This is a genomic window from Rhodococcus sp. 15-649-2-2 (assembly GCF_002258645.1).
In the GTDB taxonomy this organism is placed as follows: domain Bacteria; phylum Actinomycetota; class Actinomycetes; order Mycobacteriales; family Mycobacteriaceae; genus Rhodococcoides.
Map to the genome: position 1 here is coordinate 266,226 of NZ_NPFM01000011.1, position 15,523 is coordinate 281,748.

The window sequence follows — 15,523 nt, forward strand, 5'->3', positions numbered from 1 at the left end:
GACCAACCGATGGTGGCGCGATTCCGAAAATCGGAGTAATCATGTAATCAGTATTACTTCACACAGAGGAGACCTCATGAAACCCAACGGACGCTCGTTCGGACGCCCCGGCGGCTGGCAGCACGCAGACATCCCGAATGCCACCGATGCAGCCGAGTGGTTCGGCGGCAGACTCCCTGAAAGCTGGTTCGACGGGGACGCCTCGATCGAGGTCGATCGCGAGGAGATCCTCGTCGTCGGCACTCTGCCCGCCGAACAGGACAGTTCACCCGCCGCCGTCGAGGGCCGCATCGCTCGCTTTCGGGAAACCACCCGTGGTGACCGCATCCAGATCGCAGCCGAGGCCGAGAAGCGATACGGCCGCAAGGTCGCGTGGGGAGTTCGGACCGAATCCGAGGTCGTCCTGTTCACCCATCTCGCCGTTCCGGTCATGACGCGCCTGCGTCAGCCCGAGCGTCGCGTCCTCGATACCCTCGTCGATGCCGGGGTCGCTCGCTCCCGCGCGGACGCCTTGGCCTGGGCCGTGAAGCTGGTCGGCGAACACACGCAGGAATGGCTGGACGAGCTACGCGGGGCCATGGAGACGGTCGACGAGCTACGCAAGAAGGGGCCGTCGGTCTAATTCGATTGCGCGGACGTCAGGCTCGGGGTTACCGTGATCCTTGCCTTGTCGTCCACAGATTCGGAGAGGCCATTGCTCTTCCAAAGGTTCTAGACGCCTGCAGATCGTCCGCATGCACACCTTTGGAGCGCCCATGCCTCATTCATCCTCCCTTTCTGTCTCGAATCTGACGTTCTCCTGGCCCGACGGCGACCCCGTGTTCGACGCCTTGTCGGCCATCTTTCCCAGCGGCACAACAGGTCTCATCGGCTCCAATGGTGCCGGTAAGTCGACACTGCTGAAGTTGCTCGCCGGAGATTTGACGCCGCAACACGGTTCGATCTCGATTCCCGGCGTACTCGGCTATCTGCGCCCGGATGTCGCACTCGATCCCGATCTCCCAGTGGACTCGGTGCTGGCCATCGACCATATCCGAGAAGCATTGCACCGCATCGAATCCGGCACATCGACCGAGGACGACTTCACCGTCGTCGGATCTGCGTGGGATATCGAGGAGCGCGCACTGGCGTTGCTGGACAAGCTCGGACTCGGCAATATCGTCGGCTCGATCGATGACCTCGATCGACGAGTCGGCACCCTGTCGGGCGGCGAAGCCATGTTGTTGGCTCTCACCGCGCAGTTGTTGATCGAACCCGATGTCCTACTGTTGGACGAGCCGACCAACAACCTCGATCTGGTTGCGCGAGAACGCTTGTACACAGCTGTCGACGGCTACTCGGGTGTGCTGATCGTCTGCACCCACGACCTGGAACTGCTCGAGCGGGTCGACTCCGTCGCAGAGGTGCGGGCCGAGCGCAGCGGAGTCTCGCGGCTGCGCATGTTCGGCGGCAACTATCGGCACTATCGAGCAGTGATCGACGCCGAGCAGGATGCGGCACGGGCGACGGTCCGCGATGCCAAGAACGACGTTCGCAAGCAGGAACGCGAATTGATCGACACCCGAATCAAACTCGATCGACGCCTGCGCTACGGCCAGAAGATGGAAGAGCAGAAGCGCGTGCCTTCGATCCTTGCCGGACGTCGCAAGCGGGCCGCACAGGAATCGGCCGGAAAGCTACGCGGCACCCACACCGATCGTGTCGACGACGCCCGATCATCGCTGTCGGCCGCCGAGGATCTCCTACGCGACGACCGTGAGATACGCGTCGACCTCCCGGCTACGAAAGTCCATCCTGGACAGGTGGTTCTGACCCACAACGAGGTGACTGTCGTGGGTCCCGAGCGCATCGCCTTGATCGGGCCCAACGGCAGCGGCAAGACCACTCTGCTGCGGGCTCTGGACGCCACCGGGGCTGAAGTGCCGTGGAAGTATCTGCCCCAGCGACTCGACGTCTTCGACGAAGCTCGCACCGTCGCCGAAAATGTAGCCGACGTGGCACCACACGCCACGGCCGAGAAGATCCGGGGACAACTCGCCCGCTTCCTGTTCCGCGGATCCGACGCCGACGCCGTAGTCGCCACCCTCTCCGGCGGAGAACGACTGCGGGCCGCACTGGCGCGAATTCTGCTGGCAGAGCCTGCTCCGAAACTATTGATGCTCGACGAGCCCACCAACAACCTCGACATCGCCAGCCGACAACACCTCATCGAAGCCTTGGAGACATTCGAGGGTGCACTGATCGTCGCGAGCCACGATCGACCGTTCCTCGACGCCATCGCCCCGACCCGCACCGTCGACCTCACCCCCACAGCCGAATCCGCCGAAGAAGCGCCCACCCTTGGGGACTCAATGTGACATTTGGTGGCCTTTTGGGGGGTCAATGTCACGTCGAGTGGACTCGAAGGAAGACAATCGCGGGGTGGAGTACGCCTCGAATGCAGACGATGGGACACGGATCGCATACACGGTGGTGGGGTCTGGGCCGCCGTTGTTGATGGTGCACGGCAGTTTTCTGACGCACACGATTTGGCGGACGTTCGGCTACGTGAAGGCGCTGCGCGGGAGTCGGCAATTGATTCTGATCGACAGTCGCGGGCATGGGCGCAGCGAGAAGCCGCACACTCCCGACGCCTATGCGATGGGCAACATCGTCGGCGATCTGACTGCGGTACTCGATGCGGTAGGCGCGCCGACAGTCGACTACCTCGGCTATTCGTTCGGGGCCCGAGCCGGCTTGGCGTTGACGGCCGCGAAGCCCGAGCGAGTGCGATCACTGGCCGTCGGCGGCGGTAGTCACGGCGCTCAGGCAGGCGCGTTCGACCGCCTCTTCTTCCCTGGGTGCGCTGATGTGTTGGAGCAGCGCGGCATGGACGGGTTCCTCGAGGCGTGGAACAGCCACCGCATGTTCCCGATCGATCCCGGTACGCGAGCGGTGTTCTCCGCCAACGATGCTCAGGCCTTGGCCGCGTACATCCGAGCCAATGACGCCGATCCCGGCCTACCGGACGGCGTGTTGCAGCAGTTCAGCCAGCCGTCGCTGTTCTACGTCGGCAGCCAGGACGGTACGAGACTCGACGACACACGGGCAGCCGCCGCGCTGGTTCCGGACTCCGAATTGCACATCATCCGCGGATTCGACCACGCGACGACGATGGCCGCGTCCGCAGAGGTGCTCGGAGTCCTCGAACGGTTCTGGAGCAACTGACCTCAGGCCTTCAGCGCGGGGAACTGGTCGTCACGCCACTCGGTCTCCAGTGGCCCGACGGCAGCGTCCTCGCGGGCGCGCAATTCCACTCGGCGGATCTTGCCCGAGATGGTTTTCGGCAGCTCGAAGAACTCGATACGACGGACACGCAGGAACGGGGCCAGGTGCTCCCGGGCATACTTCAAGATCTCGAATGCCGTGTCCTCGTTGGGTTCCCAGCCCGACGCCAATGCCACATACGCCTTGGGGACGGCCAATCGCGTCTCGTCGGGAGCGGGCACCACTGCAGCCTCGGCCACTGCGGGGTGTTCGATGAGAACACTTTCGAGCTCGAACGGGGAGATCTTGTAATCGGAGGCCTTGAAGACGTCATCGGTGCGGCCGACGTAGGTGATGTACCCCTCCGAGTCCCGCGATGCGACGTCACCGGTGTGGTAGTAACCGTCGGCCATGACAGCGGCGTTGCGTTCGGGGTCACCGAGGTAGCCGGTCATCAGGTTGAACGGATTCTGCGCCAGGTCGAGGCAGATCTCACCCTCGTCGGCGAGTTCACCGGTGGTGGGGTCGACGATCACCACCGGCACTCCGGGCAGTGGCCGGCCCATGGAACCGGACTTGAGCACCGCGCCGGGTGTATTGGCCACCAGGGCAGTGGTTTCCGTCTGCCCGAATCCGTCGCGAATGTTCAGGCCCCACTCCCGCTGCACCGTGGAGATCACCTCGGGATTGAGTGGCTCACCGGCACCGATTGCCTCACGGAGCGAACCCCCACCGCCGGTGAGGTCAGCTTGAATGAGCATGCGCCACACTGTCGGTGGCGCACAGAAGGTCGTCACTTCGACGCGTCGGATCTGCTCGAGCAGAGCCGACGCGTCGAACTTGCCGTAGTTGTAGATGAAGATGGTCGCCTCGGCGATCCACGGCGCGAAGAAGCAACTCCACGCATGTTTGGCCCAACCGGGCGAGCTGATGTTCAGGTGCACATCGCCCGGACGAAGCCCGAGGAAGTACATGGTGCTCAGATGTCCTACGGGATAGGAGATCTGAGTGTGCTCGACGAGCTTGGGCTTGCTGGTGGTTCCGGAGGTGAAGTACATCAACAGGCGGTCGTCGGGTGCAGTGACGGACTCGAACGGCCGCGCCTCCGCGGATCGAGCATCGGCGTAATCGAGCCAGCCTTCGTGTGCGGAGGTCGCGATGCGCAGGTAGTCACCGGGAACGTCGTCGAATTTGCCGGTGTCCGAGGGGTTCACGATCACGGCGCGGGCATTGCCGCGCACCACCCGATCGGTCAGATCGCTGGAGCCGATGGCCGTGGTGGTCGGCATCAGCACCGCACCCAGCTTCATCACCGCGAGCATCGACTCCCAGAGTTCGACCTGGTTGCCCAGCATCAGGATCACCGAATCGCCGCGACCGATCCCCTGCTGCTCGAGCCACCGAGCCACTTGATCGGAGCGACGCGCGATATCGTCGAAGCTGTACTTGGCCTCGCTGCCGTCCTCCTCGACGATCCACAGCGCGGTGCCGTCGTTGCCGCGGGCAATCGCGTCGAACCAGTCGATCGCCCAGTTGAACGTCTCGCCGAACGTCGGCCACTCGAAAGTTTCGACGGCTCGGTCGTACTCGCCGTATGCGTCGAGCAGCAGATCGCGAGCGTTCCTGAATGCCGTGTACGCCGATTCGGCCATGTTTCCTCCTGCGCCTGTGATGCCCATCACCGCCACGCTAAGGGAGATGAACAATCCCTCGCTACCCCCGAACGGGGGTGACAACTCGGCTAGCCTCGATCACCGTGACCATCAGATACTTCGCTATCGCATGTGCACTGGGGATAGTCCACGCCGCGTTTTCCGCCTATTGGGCTGCAGGTGGCCGATGGATGCTCGACACCGTCGGAGCCTTCGCGACGGAGTGGGTCGACTCCGAACCGGCAACGGCACGAACGGCACTGCTGGTGCTTGCACTCGTCAAACTCGCAGCGGCAATTCTTCCGGCCCTCGCGTACATGAACCGGCCCCGCCTGGCCGCACAGAACCGGACCTGGGTGCCGTCATCGATCCTCGGCATATCCTGGCCCGGCTCTGTACTGCTGATTCTCTGGGGCGGAGCATCGTTCGTCGGCGCGGTGATCGGGTTGGTCGTCTCGGACGAGAACCGAGGCGTCAAATACGGTCACCTGTTCTTCGACGGCATCTTCCTGCTCTGGGGTGCCGCGCTTCTGACGGCACTGATCCTGTCCAGAAAAGCCGCGTACCAACCGCGCTAGATCCGCTCCCCCGTCTCCGGGTGGAAGAGGTGGATCGCACCGTCGAGTCGCGTCAGTCCGATGCTCTCGCCGATCTTGGCCGGGGCACGCACTGCCGAACGCGCGACCAACGACACGGGTCCCCCGTCGAGACCCTTGACCTTCGGGTCGTCCAGGTGCGCGTAGAGGTAGGACTCGCTGCCGAGTTCCTCGATCAGATCCACCTTGCCCTCGAAGCCTTCACCGCCGCCGTGCACGATGCCGAGCTGCTCCGGGCGTAGCCCGACGGTGACGTTGTCGAGACCCAGGCTCGCGAGCTTGGTGAGCTCGTCGCGTTCGAGGGGCAGCAGGAAGCTACCGATCTGCACGCCACCCGAGCCGATGGGCACCGTCATCAGATTCATCGCCGGCGAACCGATGAAGCCGGCAACGAATGCGTTGACGGGGTTGTCGTACAAGTCTGTGGGAGAGGCGAACTGCTGCAGTTTGCCGCCGCGCAACACGGCAACACGATCACCCATCGTCATGGCCTCGACCTGGTCGTGGGTGACGTAGACGGTCGTGGTGCCGAGCCGGCGCTGCAACGCCGCGATCTGCGTACGCGTCTGGACTCGCAGTTTCGCGTCGAGATTGGACAGCGGCTCGTCCATGCAGAACACCTGCGGCTCACGAACGATGGCGCGCCCCATGGCAACTCGCTGACGCTGACCACCCGAGAGCTTGCCGGGCTTACGGTCCAGGTACTCGGTGAGGTCGAGGATCTTCGCGGCCTCGGCCACCTTCTTCGTGCGCTCCTCGAGAGAGACACCGCGCATCTTGAGGGCGAAGCCCATGTTCTCCCCGACGGTCTTGTTGGGGTACAGGGCGTAGTTCTGGAACACCATCGCGATGTCGCGGTCCTTCGACGGCACACCCACCATGTTCTTGCCACCGATCTCGATGGCACCACCGTCGATCTCCTCGAGGCCGGCGAGCATGCGCAGCGCAGTGGACTTGCCGGATCCGGAAGGCCCGACCAGAACGACGAATTCGCCGTCCTGGATGTCGAGGTCGAGTGAATCGACGGCGAGCTTGTCGGCACCTTCGTAGACGCAGGATGCCTTCTTGTACGTGATTGCAGCCATGAGACTTTCTCCTACTTGATTGCGCCGAAGGACAGACCGCGCACGAGCTTGTTCTGCGCGAACCATCCGGCAAGGACGACGGGAAGTGCTGCGAACGTCGCAGCAGCGGAAAGCTGGGCCCAGTACAGGCCCTGGCCGGTGATGAATCCGACGAGGTACACCGGAATCGTCTGGGCCTGAACGGCAGTGAGGTTGACCGCGAAGAAGAACTCGTTCCACGAGAAGATGACGCAGATGAGCGACGTCGCCGCGATACCGGGCGAGACGAGCGGAAGGATCACCTCGCGCACCGAGGTCCACAGCGATGCCCCGTCCATACTCGCGGCCTCGAGCAGTTCGCTCGGCACCTCGAGAAAGAACGAGCGCATCATCCACACGGCGATGGGAAGATTCATCGCGGTGTACAGCACGACCAAGGTCCAGATGTTGTCCAACATTCCGATGTCGCCGACGATGACGTACAGCGGGACGATCGCAGCGACTACCGGGAGCATCTTGGTGGAGATGAAGAAGAACAGCACGTCCTTCGTCTTCTTGACCGGTCGCAGTGACAGTGCGAAGGCAGCCGGAACACCCAGCAGCAGAACGAAGATCGTCGAGACGACCGTCGCGAACGCCGAGTTCAGCAACGTGGTGCCGATGCCGCTCTCGAGCACGCCGCGGTACTGATCCAGGGTCGGCGTGAAGAACAGCTTGGGCGGATCGGAGTAGGCGTCGGCCTCCTGCTTGAAGCCGGTGAGGACCATCCACAGCACCGGGAAGAAGAACGCGATACCCGCGACCCAGGCCACGAAGGACCAGATCGAACCCGGACCCCACTTGCTTTTGCGCTTGATCGGCGCGGCGTCGGTCGACTTCTTGTCTACAGTTGCGGTGCTCATCACGCAGCCTCCTCGGTTCCGCTGAAGCTCTTGAAGATCAGTCTCAGCGCCAGGGTGCTGACGATGATGGTGGCCACGACGGTGACGACACCCATGGCGGCGGCCTGCCCGATGTCGAAGCCGAGGAACGCACGCTGATAGATGTAGAACGGCAGGTTCGCGCTGGCCACACCCGGTCCGCCCGAGGTCATCATGTAGACGGCGTCGAAGGTGTTGACGAGATAGATGGCTCCGAGAACAGCACCGAGCTCGATGAATCGGCGCAGATGCGGGAGGGTGAGCTCACGAAAGAGCTTGACCGGGCCCGCACCGTCGACCCGTGCCGCCTCGGCGATGTCCTTGGGCATCGACTGCAGGCCGGCGAGGATGAGCAACATCATGAACGGGGTCCACTGCCAGATCAGGTTCGCCATGACGGCGGGCAATGGGTAACGCGAGACCCAGTCGATCTGGTCCACTCCGAACGGGCTCAGGACGAAGTTGATCAGGCCGAAGACCGGATCGAACATCGTGGTCTTCCAGATCAACGCGCCGGCCACCGGGGTGATCAGGAACGGAGTGATCAGCAGCGTGCGGATCAGACTGCGGCCGATGAACTTCCGGTCCAGCAGCAGAGCCAGGAACAACCCGAGAACCACCGAGATGATGACGGTTCCGACGATCATGATCACCGTGTTGAGGGCGACCTCACGGAACTGGCTGTCCTGGAAGACCGCAACATAGTTGTTGAGCCAGTTGAACTTCTGCGAACCCGGTCGAACGAGGTTCCACGACTGCGTCGAGTAGTACAGCGTGAACAGGAACGGAACCTGGGTGACCAGAATGGCGAACACCATGGCCGGCAGCAGCGGGCCGCGGCGACGCCACCCTTCCGCCTTCGAGATCGTCCTGGGTCTCGGTACGAATTCCTCGGAATCGGCTTGCGCCGAACGTGTTTCGGTGGTGGTCATCCCTGGCCCTCCTGGTACGTCTTGCCGACCACTTCGGCGTACTGCTGCGCTTGTTCGAGCGCGTCGTGGACGCTGATTCGTCCTGCCACTGCGGCGCTGATCTGTTGGCTGACACGGGTTCCCAGGTCCTGGAACTCGGGGATGGTCAGGAACTGCACACCGGTGTACGGCACCGGATCCACCGTGGGGTTGTTCGGGTCGGCACCGTTGATCGAATCCAGGGTGACCTGGCCGTAAGCCGCGGATGCTTCCTCGTACTCGGGGATCTCGTAGGTGGACAGGCGGCTACCGGGTGGTACCCGTTCCCAACCCAACTCGTTGCCCACCTTGTTCAGGTACTCCTTGCTGGTCATCCACGAGACGAACTTCCAGGCGTCGTCCGGATTCTCGGATGTCTTCGGGATACCGAGTGCCCACGAGTACAGCCACCCGTTGTCGCCCTTGGCTGCCGACGGCGCCTTGGCATAGCCGATCTTGCCGACGACGTTGCTCGAGGTGGGATCCTCCAACACCGACACTGCGGACGTTGCGTCGTACCACATCGCGGTGTTTCCCTGCGAGAGCTGCGTTCCGCACTCGCTGAAACCACTTGTCGCTGCACCGGCTTGACCGTGCTCACGGACCAGGTCGACGTAGAACTGAACGGCCTGTTCCACCTCTGGGCTGTTGAGCTGGGCGTTCCAGTTCTCGTCGAACCACCGTCCACCGAAGGCGTTGATGACGGTGTCGAGTGGTGCCAGAACCTCACCCCAACCGGGCTTTCCGCGCAGGCAGATGCCCGAGACATCGGGGCTGTCGAGCTTCGCTGCAGCATCGGCGACTTCCTGCCAGGTGGGCTCCTCGGGCATCGTGATGCCGGCGGCCTCCATCAGGTCCTTGCGATACATCAGGAACGACGACTCACCGTAGAACGGCACCGAGTACATGCTGCCCTCGTAGGACAGTGATTCCTTCAGTGTGGGAATGAAGTCGTCCTCGTCGTAACCCGCTGTGGCGTCGGCATACTCGGACAGATTGGTCAGCCACCCGTTCTGCGCCCACTGCGGGGTCTCGAAGTTGCTGATCATCACCACATCGAACTCACCACCGCCGGTGGCCACCGACGCCGTGATCTTGGCACGCGCCTCGTTCTCGGACAGCGACACGAACTTCAGATTGATGCCCGGGTTCTCCGCCTCGAACTCCGGAGCAAGGGAAATGGCATCGGACATCTGCGAATTCGAGACGATCGCAACGGTGATCGTCTTGCCATCACCGTCACCACCGAACGAGCCGGCTCCGGCACATCCGGACAGCACCAAGGTTGTCGCGAGCGAGGCCGCGACAGCCACTTTCGGTAAAACCCTCACTGAAATACCCTTCCATTGGAGGTTGCCGTTGCAGGAGCTTGCGCAACGAGCCAACGTGCACTTTCGATGTCGGTCACCAGGATCGAGGCCAGTCCGCCGCGCAGAGCACCGAGCAGCGCCTCGTGTTTACGTTGTCCACCGGTGACGAGCACAGCCCGATCACACGCCCTGATGGCGTCGAGCCCCACCGACACGGTTCGGCCGGGGAGCGATCCTCCGGTGTCCTGTCCGTCGGCGTCGTAGAACCGCCCGCCGATCTCGCCCACCGCGCCGAGGCGGCGCAGTTCGCCGAGAACCTCGAGGTCGATGAAGCTGCCCTCGAACAACGTGGTGGAGGTGGAAACGGGACCGATGCCGTACATCATCACATCGGCATCGGCCCCGGCTTTGAGGGCGCGAGAGATCACGGAATCCTGCTCCAGCGCAATCACTGTCGCCTGGTCGGCGTACAACGGAGCATTGAGCCGGATGGGCGTCGCCTGTAGATAGGCAGCGCACCGCCCGAGTGTGTACTCGACACCGGTCTGATAGTCGGCCGAGGTGATGGAACCGTCGAGTTGCACCACCGCAGCACATTTGGTGGCCCTGGTCTTGAGCGAACTCGCGACGGCCACCGTTTCGGGTCCCCAGGTGAAACCGAGAACGTCCTGATCCTTGAGTCGACGGGAGAGCAACGTCGCTGCCGCGCGGCCCAGAGACCCGTAGCCGGCGTCCGTTCCGTCGATGACGTCCGAGACGACCAGTACCTCGGTGAGTCCGTACTGCGCCTCGAGCTCACGCTCGACGTCCGCGTGCACGGTGCCCTGCAACTCGTCGGGGACGTTGATCTCGATCGTCACGAGCCCTTGGGAACGGGCCCGCGCGACCAACCGTCCTGCGGTCGGGCGCGAGACACCCAGCTTCACGGCGATCTCGGCCTGCGTCGCACCTTCGAGGTGGTACATGGTGGCGGCGCGCAGAGCCAGACGGAGATCCTCTCCGGACCGCGTGGACTTTGCCCCACTAAGCTCCGATCCGTCCATGACGCCTCCCCGGTTTGTGAGCAGATGCTCAGCTCGTGTTCATCTGCTCATTAAGCTAACATTAAGGTGTGATCTACACAACACCCCCTCGCGACCAGCGTTCCGTGCCACAGTCCATGCAGGCCAGCGTTCTCACCGGCGTGCACGAGATCCGACTCGAAGAACGGCCCGTCCCCACACCCGCACCCGATGAGGTTCTCGTGCAGGTCACGGCCGTGGGGGTGTGTGGATCCGATGCGCACTACTACCGGGAGGGACGCATCGGCGACTACGTGGTCGACGGCCCCCTCGTGCTCGGACACGAGGCTGCGGGCGTGATCGTGGCCGTGGGCTCCGACGTCCCCGACACCCGCGTCGGGCAGCGCGTGTCCATCGAGCCGCAACGACCGGATCCCACCAGCGCCCAATCCCGCGCCGGCCGATACAACCTGTGCCCGGCCATGGAATTCTTCGCGACCCCGCCCATCGACGGTGCACTGGCGGAATACGTGCTGATCCAATCGACGTTCGCGCACGCCGTTCCGGACACCATCTCCGACGAGGCCGCAGCTCTCTTCGAGCCGCTGTCGGTCGGCATCGCATCGGTACAGAAGGCGAAAATCTCGGCCGGTTCGAGCGTGCTCATCGCCGGCGCAGGCCCCGTCGGGATCGTCACCGCACAGGTGGCCCGGGCCTTCGGAGCCACCGAGGTGATCGTTACCGACCTCGACGCCTCCCGCCGCGCCAACGCCGCAACTTTCGGCGCAACACGAGTCCTCGACCCCACCACCGAGGACGTGCGTGCGTTGTCGGTCGATGCCTTCATCGACGCGTCCGGTGCGGCGCGGGCGGTGTTCGACGGCATTCATGCGGTGCGGCCGGCCGGCACCGTCGTCCTCGTCGGCATGGGCGGATCCGACTACCCCCTACCGATCTCGGTCATTCAGAACCGAGAGTTGGTGCTCACCGGAGTCTTCAGATACGCCAACACGTGGCCCATCGCACGCGACCTGGTGGCGTCGGGCATGGTGGATCTCGACGCGATGGTGACGGCGCGGTTCGGACTCGACGGCGTCGAAGATGCATTGAACGCGGACAAGCTGGCCGGAAGCATCAAAGCTATTGTGATACCTGGTTTTCGAGGAGAAGGAAAGAACGCATGAAGCTTCGGGCGAGCACTCTGGCAGAAATCCACACCGACGTCGAGGTACCGACCTACGACCGAGCCGCAGTCACCACGGGGATCGTGCACTTCGGCGTCGGCGGCTTTCACCGCGCCCACCAGGCGATGTATGTCGACCGCTTGCTCGAGCGCGGCGAGGCGTCGGATTGGGGGATCTGCGGTGTGGGTGTACTGCCGCACGACAAGAAGATGAAAGAGGTTATGGATCAGCAGGACTGCCTCTACACCCTCGCCCTCAAGCACTCCGACGGCACCTGGGAAACTCGCGTCATCGGGTCGATCGTCGAGTATCTGTTCGCCCCCGAGGATCCCGAGGCCGTCATCGAGAAGATGGCATCCGAGGCGGTGAAGATCGTCTCGCTCACCATCACCGAAGGCGGCTACAACTTCTCCGCCACCACCGGGGAGTTCGACGAGAAGAATCCGGCGATCGTCGCGGATCTCGCCGACGGTGCCGTGCCGGCAACAACTTTCGGACTCGTCGTCGAAGCTTTGGCTCGTCGGAAGGATCGTGGCATGAAGCCGTTCACGATCATGTCCTGCGACAACATCGAAGGCAACGGCCACATGGCGCAATCGACGTTCACGACGTTCGCGCGCCTGAAGGACCCGACGTTGGCCGAATGGATCGCGGCGGAGGGCGCATTCCCCAATTCGATGGTGGATCGCATCACGCCGGTGACGACACCGGAAGTGATCGAACAACTTTCGTCGCGATACGCCATCGAGGACCAGTGGCCCGTCGCCGGTGAGCCGTTCACGCAGTGGGTGCTCGAAGACAACTTCACCCTCGGCCGTCCACCCCTGGAGGATGTGGGCGTGCAGGTTGTCGAGGACGTCACTCCCTACGAGCTGATGAAGCTGAGGCTGCTCAATGCCAGCCATCAGGCCCTCGCATATTTCGGCTATCTCAGTGGCTACCGCCTGGTGCACGAGGTCTGTCAAGATCCGCAGTTCGCTGCGTTCTTGCTCGCCTACATGGACGAGGAGGCAACGCCCACACTGCAGCCCGTGCCCGGTATCGATCTGACCGAGTACAAGCACACGCTCATCGAGCGGTTCTCCAACCCGGAGATACGCGACACCGTAGCGCGACTGTGCGCCGAGTCCTCGGATCGAATTCCCAAGTGGCTGTTGCCCGTCATCCGCAAGAACCTCGAGACCGGCGGTGAGATCGTCCTGTCCACCGCCGTCGTGGCGAGTTGGGCTCGCTACGCCGAGGCCGTCGACGAGTCCGGCGAGCCGATCGAGATCGTCGACCAGCTGAAGGACTCACTCGTTCCGATCGCGCAAAGCCAGCGTGAGAACCCCACGGCGTTCATCGCGAACCGCGCAGTGTTCGGCGATCTGATCGACAACGAACGCTTTGTCGCCGAATACACGAAACAGCTGACATCACTGCAGGAGAACGGTGCGCGCGCAACCCTGGAGGCGCTCATGTCGACTCACTGAATTTCTCGGTGTCTCGGACCTGACCGGAGACGATGACGGTATCGCCCGCACCGATCACCGTGTCCGCTGTTGCGTAGGTGAACCCTTCACCCAGACGCTTGACTGCGACGACGGTTACTCCGTGCTTGGTACGGATTCCGCTCTCGCCCAGAGTCTTTCCTATCAGTGAGGCCGGCGGTGAGGTCTTCGCCATGGCGTAACCGTCGTCGAACTCGATGTAGTCCATCATCCGACCACGTACCAGGTGAGCTACTCGCTTACCCATGTCGTGCTCGGGCCTGACGACGTGGTGGACGCCGATCTGGCTGAGAATCTTGGCGTGCGCGTTGCTCAGAGCCTTGGCCCAGATGGTCGACATCGACAGATTCACCAGAGCCGATGCGGTGAGCAGGCTCGCTTCGAGATTGGAACCGATACCCACGACGGCACGGTCGTACTCGTGCACCGACAATTGCCGAAGAGACTCCTCGTCGGTGGTATCGGCCACCACAGCATGCGTCAAACGGTCTGCCACGCGTTGCACTACGGCCTCGTCGCTGTCGACGCCGAGCACCTCGACCCCCTGGTCCATCAGTTCCAGTGCGAGAGACTTACCGAAGCGGCCGAGACCGAGAACGACGACGACGTCGGAGGATGGTTTCCTAGCCAATGAACGGCCTTTCCGTGGGAAGCGTGTAGCGCCGTCCGCGGTCGCGGGCGGCGAGGGCACTGACCAGAGTGATGGAACCGATGCGGCCCAGATACATCAGGATTATCAGGACCACCTGACCCCAGCCGGGTAGTTGTGCGGTGATTCCGGTGGACAGGCCTACCGTCGCGAACGCCGAGACGACCTCGAAGAGAAGCACGTCGAGATCGAAATTCGTGCCGGCCAACAGCGCCACGACCGGCAGCATGACCAACGCGACCCCGATCAATGCGACGGTCAGCGCCTGACGTTGCACGCGCGCGTCGATTCGACGACCGAACACCGACACCTCACGGTCACCGCGGATCTCGGCCAGAATGACGAACAGCAGTAGGGCGAACGTGGTGACCTTGATGCCACCCGCCGTGCCGCCGCTGCCACCACCGATGAACATCAGGACGTCGGTGACGAGCAGGGTCGCGTTGTCCACATCCGCATAGTCGACGCTGTTGAATCCTGCGGTGCGAGGCATGACGCCCTGGAACGTCGCGACGAGCATCTTGTCCCAGAAGTCGAATCCATCCAAGGTCCTCGACCACTCGAAGAGCAACACCACCGTGGGTCCGAGAATCAACAGAACACCGGTGACCGACAGCGTCATTCGAGTGTGCAGTGACCATCGCTTGCGTGCCCGAACACCGCCGGCACGTGCGCGGAGGTGACGGGCGATCTCGAAGAGAACCGGAAATCCGATGCCTCCCAACACGACCGCGATCAACAGCGGCACACAGATCCACGGGTCGGTGGCGAACCCGATCATGTTGTCGCTGAAGAGCGCGAATCCAGCGTTGTTGAACGCCGAGACAGCATGGAAGATCCCCAGCCACAGTGCGCGACCCGGTGGCTCGTCGTAGCCGATGACGAAGCGCGCCGCCAGGACGATCGCGACGACACTCTCGATGATCAGGCTCGTGCGGAACACACCGACGACGACACTCCTGACGTCGCCCAGCCCGGATGTGCGTACCTCGGCGGCCGCGTTGAGCCTGCTTCGCAACCCGATTCGATCGGCCAGCACCAATCCGACCAACGACGCGATCGTCATGATCCCGAATCCGCCGATCTGGATCAGGCCGAGGATCACGCCCTGCCCGAAACCCGACCAGTACACCGGCGTGTCCACCACGATCAGGCCGGTCAAACTGACCGCCGACGTCGATGTGAACAACGCCTGCAGAAACCCGGACGCGATCCCGGACCGGGTGGCCATCGGAAGCATCAGCACTGCCGCACCGACCAGGATGGCCAGTGCGAATCCCGACGCCATGAGCCGGACCGGCGTGAGCCGGAAGACCGTGGACCATCGCGATGCCGGGCGAGCGTCTGTCACTCGGCAGACAGTACCGGTGGGACGAGCCGCTTCGCGGCACGTGCACGAAACTTCGTAGCAGGGGTCGAGTTTCCGCTCACCTGGGTCATTCCGCAGGCTCCACTCCCGCT

Annotated in this window: 14 protein-coding genes; 6 read left to right on the forward strand and 8 right to left on the reverse strand. The window is 63.2% G+C overall.

Annotation, left to right across the window (positions count from 1 at the left end; all coding sequences use genetic code 11):
• Positions 1-76: 76 nt before the first annotated feature.
• The 3 genes from CH305_RS06305 (at position 77) to CH305_RS06315 (ending at position 3,207) form a co-directional block, all read left to right on the forward strand.
• On the forward strand, positions 77-622 hold the full coding sequence (locus tag CH305_RS06305) for a hypothetical protein (RefSeq protein ID WP_037147341.1): 546 nt from the start codon (positions 77-79) through the stop codon (positions 620-622).
• 133 nt (positions 623-755) lie between these two features.
• Positions 756-2,357, forward strand: coding sequence for an ABC-F family ATP-binding cassette domain-containing protein (locus CH305_RS06310; RefSeq protein ID WP_094703138.1), 1,602 nt, complete (start codon positions 756-758; stop codon positions 2,355-2,357).
• Between the two features lie 37 nt (positions 2,358-2,394).
• Positions 2,395-3,207 carry an alpha/beta fold hydrolase gene (locus CH305_RS06315; protein ID WP_373454536.1) on the forward strand — a complete coding sequence of 271 codons (813 nt, stop codon included), beginning with the start codon at positions 2,395-2,397 and terminating at the stop codon, positions 3,205-3,207.
• A gap of 2 nt (positions 3,208-3,209) precedes the next feature.
• Here CH305_RS06315 and CH305_RS06320 read toward each other — a convergent pair whose 3' ends face one another.
• A complete protein-coding gene (locus CH305_RS06320; protein ID WP_094703211.1) occupies positions 3,210-4,898 on the reverse strand; it encodes an AMP-binding protein in 1,689 nt (562 codons plus the stop codon).
• A 104-nt stretch (positions 4,899-5,002) separates the two neighbouring features.
• On the opposite strand from CH305_RS06320, the gene CH305_RS06325 reads away from it, so the two are divergent.
• Positions 5,003-5,476 (forward strand): DUF3995 domain-containing protein, encoded by a 474-nt coding sequence (locus tag CH305_RS06325; RefSeq protein ID WP_218828574.1) that lies wholly within the window; start codon positions 5,003-5,005, stop codon positions 5,474-5,476.
• On the opposite strand, the gene CH305_RS06330 is transcribed toward CH305_RS06325, so the two are convergent.
• From CH305_RS06330 to CH305_RS06350, 5 genes are read right to left on the reverse strand one after another with little or no spacing between them, the layout of a single operon-like run.
• Positions 5,473-6,579: an ABC transporter ATP-binding protein gene (locus CH305_RS06330; protein ID WP_032374789.1), complete on the reverse strand. Its 1,107-nt coding sequence runs from the start codon at positions 6,577-6,579 to the stop codon at positions 5,473-5,475. The two genes, CH305_RS06325 and CH305_RS06330, sit on opposite strands and share 4 nt — an antisense overlap.
• Positions 6,580-6,590: 11 nt before the next feature.
• Entirely contained in the window at positions 6,591-7,460 is an 870-nt protein-coding gene (locus CH305_RS06335) for a carbohydrate ABC transporter permease (RefSeq protein WP_037171082.1), read from the reverse strand.
• Positions 7,460-8,410, reverse strand: coding sequence for a carbohydrate ABC transporter permease (locus tag CH305_RS06340; protein WP_032405242.1), 951 nt, complete (start codon positions 8,408-8,410; stop codon positions 7,460-7,462). The genes CH305_RS06335 and CH305_RS06340 overlap by 1 nt, the downstream gene beginning before the upstream one ends.
• Positions 8,407-9,741, reverse strand: a complete 1,335-nt coding sequence (locus tag CH305_RS06345) for a sugar ABC transporter substrate-binding protein (RefSeq protein ID WP_094703140.1) — start codon at positions 9,739-9,741, stop codon at positions 8,407-8,409. The genes CH305_RS06340 and CH305_RS06345 overlap by 4 nt, the downstream gene beginning before the upstream one ends.
• Before the next feature lie 14 nt (positions 9,742-9,755).
• Positions 9,756-10,781 (reverse strand): sugar-binding transcriptional regulator, encoded by a 1,026-nt coding sequence (locus CH305_RS06350; RefSeq protein WP_094703141.1) that lies wholly within the window; start codon positions 10,779-10,781, stop codon positions 9,756-9,758.
• A gap of 116 nt (positions 10,782-10,897) precedes the next feature.
• On the opposite strand from CH305_RS06350, the gene CH305_RS06355 reads away from it, so the two are divergent.
• On the forward strand, positions 10,898-11,923 hold the full coding sequence (locus tag CH305_RS06355; protein ID WP_094703213.1) for an NAD(P)-dependent alcohol dehydrogenase: 1,026 nt from the start codon (positions 10,898-10,900) through the stop codon (positions 11,921-11,923).
• Positions 11,920-13,395: a mannitol dehydrogenase family protein gene (locus CH305_RS06360; RefSeq protein WP_037147356.1), complete on the forward strand. Its 1,476-nt coding sequence runs from the start codon at positions 11,920-11,922 to the stop codon at positions 13,393-13,395. Before CH305_RS06355 ends, CH305_RS06360 begins: the two co-directional genes overlap by 4 nt.
• Here CH305_RS06360 and CH305_RS06365 read toward each other — a convergent pair.
• On the reverse strand, positions 13,379-14,044 hold the full coding sequence (locus tag CH305_RS06365) for a TrkA family potassium uptake protein (protein ID WP_032377524.1): 666 nt from the start codon (positions 14,042-14,044) through the stop codon (positions 13,379-13,381). The two genes, CH305_RS06360 and CH305_RS06365, sit on opposite strands and share 17 nt — an antisense overlap.
• Positions 14,037-15,350, reverse strand: coding sequence for a TrkH family potassium uptake protein (locus CH305_RS06370; RefSeq protein WP_094703142.1), 1,314 nt, complete (start codon positions 15,348-15,350; stop codon positions 14,037-14,039). The genes CH305_RS06365 and CH305_RS06370 overlap by 8 nt, the downstream gene beginning before the upstream one ends.
• Positions 15,351-15,523: the final 173 nt, after the last annotated feature.

Bases quoted from the DNA above. Each gene is read 5' to 3' on its own strand.
- CH305_RS06305 (WP_037147341.1), top strand. From the start codon at position 77: ATGAAACCCAACGGACGCTCGTTCGGACGCCCCGGCGGCTGGCAGCAC.
- CH305_RS06310 (WP_094703138.1), top strand. From the start codon at position 756: ATGCCTCATTCATCCTCCCTTTCTGTCTCGAATCTGACGTTCTCCTGG.
- CH305_RS06320 (WP_094703211.1), bottom strand. From the start codon at position 4,898: ATGGCCGAATCGGCGTACACGGCATTCAGGAACGCTCGCGATCTGCTG.
- CH305_RS06330 (WP_032374789.1), bottom strand. From the start codon at position 6,579: ATGGCTGCAATCACGTACAAGAAGGCATCCTGCGTCTACGAAGGTGCC.
- CH305_RS06335 (WP_037171082.1), bottom strand. From the start codon at position 7,460: ATGAGCACCGCAACTGTAGACAAGAAGTCGACCGACGCCGCGCCGATC.
- CH305_RS06340 (WP_032405242.1), bottom strand. From the start codon at position 8,410: ATGACCACCACCGAAACACGTTCGGCGCAAGCCGATTCCGAGGAATTC.
- CH305_RS06350 (WP_094703141.1), bottom strand. From the start codon at position 10,781: ATGGACGGATCGGAGCTTAGTGGGGCAAAGTCCACGCGGTCCGGAGAG.
- CH305_RS06355 (WP_094703213.1), top strand. From the start codon at position 10,898: ATGCAGGCCAGCGTTCTCACCGGCGTGCACGAGATCCGACTCGAAGAA.
- CH305_RS06360 (WP_037147356.1), top strand. From the start codon at position 11,920: ATGAAGCTTCGGGCGAGCACTCTGGCAGAAATCCACACCGACGTCGAG.
- CH305_RS06370 (WP_094703142.1), bottom strand. From the start codon at position 15,350: ATGGCGTCGGGATTCGCACTGGCCATCCTGGTCGGTGCGGCAGTGCTG.